Source organism: Microcoleus sp. LEGE 07076 (assembly GCF_015207455.1).
GTDB lineage: Bacteria > Cyanobacteriota > Cyanobacteriia > Cyanobacteriales > Microcoleaceae > Microcoleus.
Genome location: NZ_JADEWV010000210.1, coordinates 1 through 9,826 on the forward strand (window position 1 = coordinate 1; position 9,826 = coordinate 9,826).

A 9,826-nucleotide genomic window follows, 5' to 3' on the forward strand; every position below is an offset into this window, starting at 1 on the left:
GATTTATTGACACTGACATCAATGTTGCTAACGGCACTGTTAGCGGATTTACAACAACTAGCGGCACAACTTATGAATTCACAGTTACACCCACTGCTAGTGGCAATGTCACCGTAGATATCCCAGCAGCTACAGCGATTGATACCGTTGGTAACAACAATACCGCCGCCACTCAACTAACTCGCACTGCCGACATTACAGCACCAAGTCACCCTAACATCCGCATCACCAGCCAACACAAACGCACCATTTATCGTCACAGCAACCTTCAGTGAAGATGTCACAGGATTTATTGCAACTGACGTGACAGTTGGTAACGGCACTGTTAGCGGATTTACAACAACTAGCGGTACAACTTATGAATTCACAGTTACACCCACTGCTACTGGTAATGTCACAGTTGATATCCCAGCAGCTACAGCCATAGACACCGTTGGTAACAACAATACCGCCGCCACTCAACTAACTCGCACTGCCGACATTACCGCACCCACAGTAGCCTTAACATCAACTTCACCAACCACAGTAACTGGTTTATTTACCGTCACCGCCACCTTCAGTGAAAATGTCATCGGCTTTGATACTACTGATATCACCGTAGCCAATGCTGCTGTCGGAAACTTTGTCATAGTTGATGCCACAACTTACACTTTTGATGTCACACCCACTGCTAGTGGTAATGTCACAGTTGATATTCCCATAGCTAAGGCCACAGATGCTGCGGGTAACAATAACACCGCAGCCACTCAACTTGTTCGCACTGCTAATATCACGCTCCCGATTATTGATGTCATCCCACCTACTGCTAACTTGGCGGCAATTTCTAATATTACTACAGCGGGTGGTACAAGTCAGATATTGACAGTTACTTTCACTGATACCACTGGAGTTGATGTTAGCAGCTTAGATAATTCTGACGTTGTTGTAAATTGGTCAGGTGGTGCTATTCCTGCTAGTTTTGTTAGTGTTAATACTAATAGCAATGGTACACCGCGCACAGCGACATATTCGTTTACGTCGCCAGGGGGAACTTGGGATAATGCTGACAATGGTACTTACACAGTTAATTTGCAAGCATCACAGGTGAGGGATGTTGTTGGCAATTTGTCTGCTGCTAGCGGTTTAGGTACTTTTGGCGTGAATATTCCCGCACCTGTGCCAACACCAACTCCGGTACCAACCCCAACTCCGGTAACAACGCCAACTCCGGTAACAACCCCAACTCCGGTAACAACCCCAACTCCGGTAACAACGCCAACTCCGGTAACAACCCCAACTCCGGTAACAACGCCAACTCCGGTAACAACGCCAACTCCGGTAACAACCCCAACTCCTGTCACCACACCAACTCCGGTAACAACGCCAACTCCGGTAACAACCCCAACTCCTGTCACCACACCAACTCCGGTAACAACGCCAACGCCTTTCTCGCCGACTCCGACGCCCGAGGTAACTCCAACTCCGACGCCTTTCTCGCCAACTCCAACTCCAGCACCGACGCCCGCGCCATCGGAAACTCCGACAGCGACACCGACGCCGACACCATCGCTACCTCCGACACCGACACCAACACCTGCGGTAACGCCAACACCTGCGGTAACGCCAACACCCGCACCAACACCGACACCAACACCTGCGGTAACGCCAACACCTGCGGTAACGGAAACACCAACGCCAACACCATCGGTAACGCCAATAACTAATAACATCCCAAATGATGACTGCATCTGCGATGACATTCCCTATCCCAACCTAAACCAACCAAACAGAGTTGAAAACACCATACTCGGTGTATCCGCACTTCAAATAGGCACTGCTAAAAATGATGAATTTCTCGGCAGCAACAGCGGCAATATATTCGATGCTTCTTCCGGGGATGACAACTTATATGGCGGCGATGAAAACGACATCCTTAACGGCAATACAGGCAATGATTTTATCAGTGGTGGTAGTGGTGATGACATCCTATTTGGAGATGAAGGAAACGACATCATTCTTGGCAATTTTGGCAATGATTTAATTTTTGGAGGGAAAGGAAATGACTCTATAAATGGCAGGGAAGGTAATGACATTATTTTTGGCAACAGAAATGATGATTTCATCGATGGTGGTAAGGATGATGATACGTTATTTGGAGGGAAAGGTGATGACACAATGCTTGGTAGTGAGGGTGATGATTACTTGTTTGGAAGTCAGGGTGCGGATACTATCTGTGGTGGCGAAGGCAATGATTTTATCAGCGGTAACGAGCAAGCAGATATTTTGGGAGGCTGTGAAGGAAATGATACTCTTTATGGAGGGGAAGATAGCGATACTCTGATGGGTGGCAAAGGCGACGATATTCTTTACGGAGATTTGGGGAATGATAGTTTGATTGGCGGTAGTGGGAACGATATCTTTGTACTAAAATTTGGTCATGGATTTGATGTTATCGCTGATTTTACCAGCGGTCAAGATTTGATTGGATTAGCTGGTGGTTTAAGTTTTAATCAGTTAGCAATTACTCAAAATACTCAGGGAACAATTATCAAAAACCTGTTGACAGGAGAGGAGTTAGGTATGATGATTGGAGTGAATGCGAATTTGATAACAGCCGTGAATTTTCGGCAGATTTAGGGAAAGAAGGAAAGCTCTCATCTCAAATTCGGTAGCATTGGAATTATTAGAAATGAGGAGAGGGCTTGGCCCAAAGCCGTGTCAACTTAAGCTGTCAGCCCGCCAAGTCTGTTAGTCATCCCGCGAGTCCAACCGGGGTTGAAACCCCTGGCTAATAGCTAAAGTCCTCTAAAAGAGGACTCAAGAACTCATCAGTCCTCTTTTAGAGGACTTGCGCTTTGAGGCAGGGGTTGAAACCCCTGCCGGACTATGGAATGAACGTTAAGTTGACACGGCTTTAGGCATTGCCGTGTCCAGAGTTGCTGGGAGGGTGCGTGAGTGTTAATGTTTTCATCCTAGCCAAGATTTTTCGCTTTCACGCACCCTACAACTAAACTACCAACCTTGTTTTAAACTGTCTTAGCCCACTCTATCCATGTTTCCAGCGGGCGGAAACCGACTGATTTGTAAAGCTTTGTCGCGCCTGTCAAGCTGTCGGCATCGACGCTGAGTTTCGCTGTATTTGCGCCCGCTGCTTTCAACTTATGCAAGCCAGCTAGCAGCATCGCTTTTCCTAAGCCCATTTTGCGATAGTCGCGGCGCGTACCCAATAATTCTATCCAGCCGTCTTTTGTGCTGCTGTTACTATTTTTTTGCTGTTTGATTTGACAGTCGCAGAATGCTGCAAATTTACGTGAAGCGAAGCTATCCCGCAGGGAATCGCCCGAAACAGCAATCAAGTCTAATTCCGGCTGATAATTCTCGTCTTGCATCCAGTATCGCACGGTTTCGGCTGTTAAATCGTGGTGGTTCCAGTGATCGATAAATGATTGGTTGAACATCTCTACCCAAGGTTGGATGTCTTTTTCCCCGGATACGTGCGTCAGCGCAAAATCTGCGGGAAATTCGGGTGCGGGAATTGGTTCGGCGAGCGATCGCGCCATTGTGAGAAAATAGCGATCGACTTCAAAGCCCTGTTTCTCTAAAATCCGCATCAGATCGGTTTTATCTTCACGGCTGTAGGTACGCAATTTGGTGGACAAATTGCCTTGTTTTCCTACTTCGGCCAGGCGTTTTTCTCCCCATTTAATTATGTCTTTTTCTAAGCCTTCATCCCGTACATTTGGATGCACATAAAACCAGAGACAAGCTTCTATTTCATCGGTGGAATCTGGCATATCTAACAGTGCTAAACCAATTAGTCTGTAGTTTCCGTCTTCCCACAATTGGACATCGCGGGCTTTGTCAAGTTTGGGGCAGTCAAGGATTAGCTTGAGTTCGCTGGCGGATACTTCTTCGCCGAGTCGATCGACTGCTTCGCAAGCATCGATTAAATTGGCGATCGCGCACCAGTCAGTTTCGCCTTTGTACGATCGTGTTGTTAAGATATTCATAAAAAACTTCCAATCCGTAAAATCGGACTGTTGCTATTAGTGGGTATTGACAAACAAGTACAGTAATTCGGACATTTTGTACAAATGTCAGTAACAAGCAAGATGCCTGTTGCATTAGAAATGACATTTTGTACAAATGTCAGTAACAGACAAGATGCCTGTTGCACGAGAAATGACAGTAATATTCAGAATGGTGTTGATAAAACTCAGAAACCTGTTTATATCACTCAGGCTTTCAGGTTTTATCTCATAGCGCAATCATAAAAATTGGTTTGCCCGTTTGGGCGGTTTTTGTATGTGAATCTATGGCCCGAGTAGCGCCCCACCTTCGCAAGCAGCGCCCTCGAAGTTATCAAAGCTGGTGCTTGAGTAACTGTTGTTTGAATAAATTTAATGCAGCTAAGTAAAGAAGTTTTCACCCCCACCGGGTTGTTGATTTTTACTTTGGCTCTGTTTGACAATAAAGCCCGTTTCAGGGATTTGTTGCTGCTTTTGTTCGCTCACCCGATCGGGTGAAGGGAAAAGTTGAACTTATTAAAAAGTTCCCTAATTCAACTATAACCGCTCAGGTTTTTTTTGGCAAGCTTGATGTGAGGGGAGTTTTGTTAGTATTAGCGGCAGCCTGGATGCGGCGACAGAATCACCGCGCTTGTAACTGGGAATAAGTGTAGTTATGATAACTTTTGGCCGCACTTGAAGATTTAACTTTATCCTAACGTTAAACTAAATTTAAACTGTTTTTTCGGATTTGTATGAGGTAAATATGCTCGACAACCTGGATTTAGATGTTTCCCTGGACAAAGAAACCTACGATGCCAAGATAGAAGTTTTAATGCAGCAGTTGCGATCGCTCCAAAAAGCTTGCTGGGAAAAAAAATTGCCCACCATCATCGTACTCGAAGGCTGGGCGGCCGCTGGCAAAGGCGCTCTGGTCAAAAAAATGGTGGGTTACATGGATCCGCGCGGGTTTTCCGTCCACCCGATTTGGCCGCCCTCAGATGCAGAAATGGACTATCCTTTTATGTGGCGGTTTTGGCAAAAACTGCCAGCGCGGGGGCGGATTGGCTTTTTTTATCACAGTTGGTACACTCATGTTTTAGAAGACCGGTTGTTCGATCGAGTCTCCGATGCCGAAGTACCGACAATCATCAGACAAATCAACGCCTTCGAGAGACTGATCGTAAATGACGGCGCGGCAATTGCCAAATTTTGGATTCACCTGAGCAAAAAAGAACTCAAACATCGGCTCAAAAAACTAGAAGACGACAGTTTACAAGCTTGGCGAGTGCGGCCCGAAGACTGGAAACAAGCCAAAAAATACCAAGAATACACAAATTTGGCCGAAGAAATGGTAACTCAAACCGGCACTGGGCCGGCACCTTGGACGCTAGTAGAAGGCGACTGTAAGCGGTGGGCGAGAATCAAAGTTTTAACGCAAATGGCAGCCAAAATTACAGAAGCCTTAGACACGCTGTCGGCGCAATCTGCACCGCTGAAACTGCCGCCTCAAGAAAAGTTGCAACCCACCGAACCCGACTTGCTCGCCCAAGTAGATTTAACTCTATCGCTGTCGCCAGACGAATACAAACAGCAACTTCGCGAAGCACAAACCGATTTTGGCAAACTGCAACAAAGCATTGACGAAGATGAAATCCCCGTATTAGTGCTGTTTGAAGGTTGGGACGCGGCCGGCAAAGGAGGTGCGATTAAACGTTTGACGGACATATTAGACCCCCGCAGCTATACCGTTAATGCGTTTGCGGCCCCGACAGACGAAGAAAAAGCTCACCACTATCTCTGGCGGTTCTGGCGAGAGTTGCCGACTGCTGGTAAAATCAGCATTTGCGATCGCAGTTGGTACGGTAGAGTGCTGGTCGAGCGAGTCGAAGGATTTGCCACCGACCTCGAATGGCGTCGCTCTTACCAGGAAATTAACGAATTTGAGGAGCAACTTACCAGTTTCGGTTGTGTCTTAGTTAAATTTTGGCTGCACATCAGTCCTGACGAGCAACTAAAGCGGTTTACAGAGCGGCAAAACAATCCATTTAAACAATACAAACTCACCGAGGAAGATTGGCGGAATCGCCAAAAGTGGAATTTTTATGAAGTGGCGGTGAATCAAATGATTCAGCGCACCAGCACCCCGGCTGCTCCCTGGACGCTAGTTGCGGCCGATAACAAGTATTATGCTCGTGTTAAAGTAATTCAAACGGTAACGCAGGCAATTCGGAATCAACTGAAACGCCGATAAATGGGGATTGGTGAATGGGTAACAGGTAATTGGAAAAAAAGCAGGCGGCAGCAAGCAGGTTTGAATTGCCAATTCCACCTGGCTGTGCTCGATCCATTACCAATTACCAATCAACTATTACCAGTTATCAATTACCAATTAACTGTCAGCAATCGGTAACTGAAAGTAGCGGGCTTGCAGCCTGCAACCAATAGTTGATAGCTGACCGGAATCGAGCATCAGGGTAAGTGCGATCGGACTGCGTTATTGGCGAAAGTTAAAAACCCACCGATGCCCGTATCTCCTCCCTCCGCTAAATTCCCGCTCGTTTCCAAACTTCTGTACTAATTTATGAACACACAGAATATTGCAAGATGCCAGAACTATTAGCTCGCATTCTATTTCTATTCCTCCTGTTCTCACTGATCAAATCGTGGTGGGATACATCAGGAGGCAAAGACAATCCGTTAATAGATCGGCTGCGCGTTTTGCTGCTGATCAGCCTTTTGTTCCTGGCTTTTTTCGCGCCAGACACGCCAGTCGGAGCAGCGATTTTCGGTCTAATAGCCTTCTTCTTTAAGCCCCTAGGTTTTTCGATCACGCTGCTGGTGATTGCATCGGCGCTGATCACCAACGGGGGCATCCGCAACCCAGCACCGAGAATGATCCTGGCTGCGCTGCTAGTTTTGATCCTGTCGAGTATGCCAGTGGTGGCTTATTGGTTCGCCGATCAAGCAGAACGCGATGCGGCTGCACGCACCACAGTTTGCTGCGACGAAACAGCAGCGGCCATAGTCCTGCTGGGCAAAGGAACGACTCAGCCTCACCACCGAGAAGCAATTCAACTGACAGATGCAGGCAATCGCCTGCCCTACGCAGCCGTTTTGTATAAAAAACAACTAGCACCTTTGGTCATCGTTAGCGCAGGGCCCAGAGCAGAGTTACAGAATTATACTGGCGAAGCCAAAGATATCGAAACTTTGCTGGCAAGCAACATGGGTGTGCCCCGCACCAGTATCGTTCTCGACGATAATGGCAGCAACATACGCACCAGCGCCGAGGAAGTGAGAAAGATCCTCGACAGCCGCGGCGTCGGGCGTAAAGTAATCCTGGTAACATCAGCGATTCAGATGCGCCGTGCCAGCCTAGCTTTTGCAAATATGGGCATTCAGGTGATTCCCAGAGCTACAGACTTCTACACTTACCAACCCGTGTCTGGAGGGAAATCCCGACTCCGTTTAGACGCGGCAGATTTTCTGCCTAGTGCAGAAGCCTTGGTAACTACGACGAAAGTATTCGATGAATATTTCGGGTCTTTTTATTACTATTTGCGCGGCTGGCAGGCTCCCAGAGCCTAAAGCGGCGAGTTGCTGGTGTTTTTCTTAGGCAACAGCGACTGCTCCCCAGATTGGTTTAACATCTCATGAGAATGAGACCTTTGTGGGGAGCTGTAATTTCTGATTCCTGCGGGGTCGCCGACGGCAAAGTTGGCAGTTAATAAGAACACCGCCCAAAATATAGGCGCTTCCCACTCATTTTTTTTGGGAGGTGTTTCTGCGGCTTTGACTGATTCAACGTTGATTTTGATGTCTAACTTGCCCTCGATTTCTTTGCCTTTGAGAACTCCGTCTTTGCATACGCCCTTAAAAGTCAGCGGAGCGGGTTTGGGTGCTTCTGCTTTCGCATCTTCTGGCATTGTTTTATCCTGGTTTTGGTGAATCCGGTTGGATAGTCATTCTTAAAGGTTCGGGGGGTTTCCGGACAGGATTGGCCGAACTCTGAAAGAATTAAGTTACATATGCACCCCGCCCATTGCTGGGGATTAAACCATAAGAACCTGAAGGCCTTTCAAGCCAGTGCTGGTTGGTTTTGGTTGGCAGCCCTGCCGATCGAGCTGCTAATTATATATCTGGGTGAAAGGGAGGTTTTTATGCAAAGACAGATTTTTCTCAAAAATTGTCGATAAATTTATTATCTCCGCGCAGCCGAAAACGTCAATTATTTAAAAGCTGAGTTTGCTTTTGTGATGTCAGAAACCAGGTTTCTGGCAATACCTCTGAAGTGAGGCAGTTATTTTAAGAAATTGATTTGTGGGTCATACAATTTTCATTTTTATATTTTCAATATAAGATGGAAAATGACTGATTGCATAAGGGTTTAAAGTTGGGATACAGTTGCATTGTTTTTTTGAAAGCGGTATCGAAAGCGCGATCGGACTGCTAATCTCAAATCTCAAACGATCTAAATGTAGGTGAAGTTTGACAAGACAATAAGTCTTTCGCGATCGAGCCAAACCAAATCCGGGTAACATCCCCCCTTGACGATTCGGCGGTTGAAACCGCCTCTACACAAACGATGTCGGCAGAAGGCCGACTCAAAAATACAGGGGTGGCTAACCCGGATTTGGTATGACACCCCATCGGTATCGGTTTATTTGCGCCTGCGGACTTAGGAATGAGAGTGCTAAATAACTCACCATTTTTATTGTTCTTGTGGGATGGGCTCTCCCGCCCATCCCACAAATATGTGTAAATTATTTAATTCACGATCCTTAATCGACAGTGAACACATCCACTAGCAAATTATCTTCCCTGCAACCGGAACAACTGGCAGCTTGGGCAAAACAGGCAATTAATCGCAGTAAATCCGGTCAAATCCCCACTTACGTACCTCTTCTGGCGCGAGCCGACAGAGAAGGGTTTGCCGTGCAAATTCGGGCAGTTGACGGTAAAATTTTGAGCTGGGGCAGCGTTGCTCGCACGTTCCCGCTGATGAGCGCTGTCAAACCCTTCGTGCTGCTTTACTTGCTGTGCGAATTGGGCGAAAAAACGGTTTTTGACTGCGTGGGCTGCGATCCTTCGGAACTTGCTTTCAATTCCCTGACTCAACTCGAAAGGGATAAAGGGAAGCCGAGAAATCCGATGATTAACAGCGGGGCGATCGCCCTAGCGTCTTTGATTCCAGGTAAAAATGCTGCGGCGCGCTGTCAAAACTTGCGAACTTGGCTGAACCAACAAGCAAACAGTCAGTTATTTGTGGATGAGTTAATGCTGGATTCAGTAAATGAAAAGCGGAATCAAAATAATCGGGATCTTGCCTTAGCAATGGTAAAATCGGGTTATCTGCAAAACTCGGAAATTGCTTTAGAAACTTACAATCGAGTTTGTTGTTTGTCGGGAACTGTGGAGGATTTGGCCTCGCTGGGAATGGTGCTGGTAAACAGTGGCCCAGCACTCTGGGAAAACTGTCGCACTGTCAAAGCACTGATGGCTACTTGCGGTTTGTATGAGGCTTCCGGGCGCTTTGCGCTGCAGGTGGGACTCCCCGCCAAGTCGGGAGTTAGCGGGGCAATGCTTTCGGTAATTCCGGGTGAAGGCGCGATCGGCTGTTACAGTCCGCCCCTAAATCAAGAAGGAAATTCTGTCGGGGGCTTATTTTTGTTGGAACAAATAGCTAAAAATCTGCGGCTGAGCATATTTGATTAGATAACTTGTATTTTTAGAAGGCAGAGCAAAAAAATCAAATCCTCTCCCTGTCTGCCTTTGGGACTCTATCGAACTTTCTCCCGAGGGCTGTTTCATTAGACCTCTTGCAAAAATACTGAGAC

Annotated in this window: 9 protein-coding genes; 7 read left to right on the top strand and 2 right to left on the bottom strand. The window is 46.9% G+C overall.

The window, feature by feature from the left end; genetic code table 11:
* Nucleotides 1-275 (top strand): Ig-like domain-containing protein (locus IQ270_RS24620; protein ID WP_193975808.1); only part of this gene is annotated, 275 nt, incomplete at its 5' end.
* Nucleotides 253-2,616: an Ig-like domain-containing protein gene (locus tag IQ270_RS24625; protein ID WP_339384311.1), complete on the top strand. Its 2,364-nt coding sequence runs from the start codon at nucleotides 253-255 to the stop codon at nucleotides 2,614-2,616. The genes IQ270_RS24620 and IQ270_RS24625, both read left to right, overlap by 23 nt.
* Before the next feature lie 389 nt (nucleotides 2,617-3,005).
* On the opposite strand, the gene IQ270_RS24630 is transcribed toward IQ270_RS24625, so the two are convergent.
* Entirely contained in the window at nucleotides 3,006-3,989 is a 984-nt protein-coding gene (locus IQ270_RS24630) for a GNAT family N-acetyltransferase (protein WP_193975809.1), read from the bottom strand.
* Nucleotides 3,990-4,382: 393 nt separating this feature from the next.
* Here IQ270_RS24630 and IQ270_RS32050 point away from each other — a divergent pair, with 393 nt between their 5' ends.
* The 4 genes from IQ270_RS32050 to IQ270_RS24645 all read left to right on the top strand — a co-directional run bounded on the left by IQ270_RS32050 (nucleotide 4,383) and on the right by IQ270_RS24645 (nucleotide 7,577).
* Complete coding sequence (locus IQ270_RS32050; protein WP_255532484.1) at nucleotides 4,383-4,505, top strand: hypothetical protein; 123 nt, start codon at nucleotides 4,383-4,385, stop codon at nucleotides 4,503-4,505.
* 247 nt (nucleotides 4,506-4,752) lie between these two features.
* A complete protein-coding gene (gene pap / locus IQ270_RS24635; protein WP_193975810.1) occupies nucleotides 4,753-6,240 on the top strand; it encodes a polyphosphate:AMP phosphotransferase in 1,488 nt (495 codons plus the stop codon).
* Nucleotides 6,241-6,399, top strand: a complete 159-nt coding sequence (locus IQ270_RS24640) for a hypothetical protein (protein WP_193975811.1) — start codon at nucleotides 6,241-6,243, stop codon at nucleotides 6,397-6,399. It abuts the gene before it with no gap.
* Between the two features lie 194 nt (nucleotides 6,400-6,593).
* The gene (locus IQ270_RS24645; protein WP_193975812.1) at nucleotides 6,594-7,577 is read left to right on the top strand and encodes a YdcF family protein; all 984 of its coding nucleotides are present in this window, start codon (nucleotides 6,594-6,596) and stop codon (nucleotides 7,575-7,577) included.
* Here the strand turns inward: IQ270_RS24645 and IQ270_RS24650 are convergent.
* Nucleotides 7,574-7,915 (bottom strand): hypothetical protein, encoded by a 342-nt coding sequence (locus tag IQ270_RS24650; RefSeq protein WP_193975813.1) that lies wholly within the window; start codon nucleotides 7,913-7,915, stop codon nucleotides 7,574-7,576. The genes IQ270_RS24645 and IQ270_RS24650 overlap by 4 nt on opposite strands.
* An 865-nt stretch (nucleotides 7,916-8,780) precedes the next feature.
* Here IQ270_RS24650 and glsA point away from each other — a divergent pair.
* Nucleotides 8,781-9,704 carry a glutaminase A gene (glsA, locus tag IQ270_RS24655; protein WP_193975814.1) on the top strand — a complete coding sequence of 308 codons (924 nt, stop codon included), beginning with the start codon at nucleotides 8,781-8,783 and terminating at the stop codon, nucleotides 9,702-9,704.
* The last annotated feature ends 122 nt before the right edge of the window (nucleotides 9,705-9,826 follow it).